This window comes from Rhodanobacter sp. C06 (assembly GCF_002001105.1).
In the GTDB taxonomy this organism is placed as follows: domain Bacteria; phylum Pseudomonadota; class Gammaproteobacteria; order Xanthomonadales; family Rhodanobacteraceae; genus Rhodanobacter_A.
The window spans coordinates 1-859 of the sequence record NZ_MUNP01000004.1 but is presented as its reverse complement, the minus strand read 5'-3'; the positions used below and the strand labels follow the sequence as shown (position 1 = coordinate 859).

Here is an 859-nt window from a genome sequence, read left to right as displayed (position 1 = left end):
CTGTTTGCGCTGGTCAACCTATGGATGGCGCGCGGGATACTGCTGCAACCGAGATAGGGTTGCTGCGTCCGCCGTGGCCTGAAAAGGCTGGCGGCGGCACGAAGAACATGGAATGGGGCTCGCGGGCGGGAGCATCTTGCCTGCCGCTGGCTCAAATACGCGCCGAGAGCATGAGGCGGTGATTGATCAGACCATCCTTAGGCCTCAGCGAGACTTGACCCATGAGATGCCTGCTCGTTCTACTCTTGACGTTCATTCCGCTCGCTCACGCGGACGAGACTTTCAGCACTTCGCCGCTGGATGCCAAAGTTGCTGCAAATGCCTACGCGCGCGCAACCGGACTTTCTCCGATTGAAGCGACTGGAGGCTTTGAGCTGCGTGTGTGGACACAGGATTACATGACTGGGGCGGTTGCGGGCACCGTAATTTTCCATGACACCCAGAAATCGTTCGAAAGCAGCTCATCTTACAATGACGGTAATATCACTATAAAAGCGGCACGGCTGAGCAAACCGAGGACCGTAACGAAGTTAGCAGAGTTGAAGGAACTCGTTGCCAAGCTGGAGCCTTACGACAAGGCCTTCATATCGTGCGGCGTGATGGATGGCGGATCAGTTCTCATAGATGCCGCGATAAACGGTCACACAATTACATTTGAAGTCGCAAATCCTCAGTTTTGCAAAGATAAGGCGTCTCAAACTATTGTGAATATTCTAGACATTCTTGCGCGCCCCTAAGGATGGTCTGATCAATCACCGCCTCATGCTCTCGGCGCGTATTTGAGCCAGCGGCAGGCAAGATGCTCCCGCCCGCGAGCCCCATTCCATGTTCTTCGTGCCGCCGCCAGCCTTTTCAGGCC

Annotated in this window: 1 protein-coding gene; it reads left to right on the top strand. The window is 55.3% G+C overall.

All coding sequences use genetic code 11. From position 1 onward, the window contains the following. Positions 1–221: 221 nt before the first annotated feature. Complete coding sequence (locus B0E52_RS18205) at positions 222–737, top strand: hypothetical protein (protein WP_139351524.1); 516 nt, start codon at positions 222–224, stop codon at positions 735–737. The last annotated feature ends 122 nt before the right edge of the window (positions 738–859 follow it).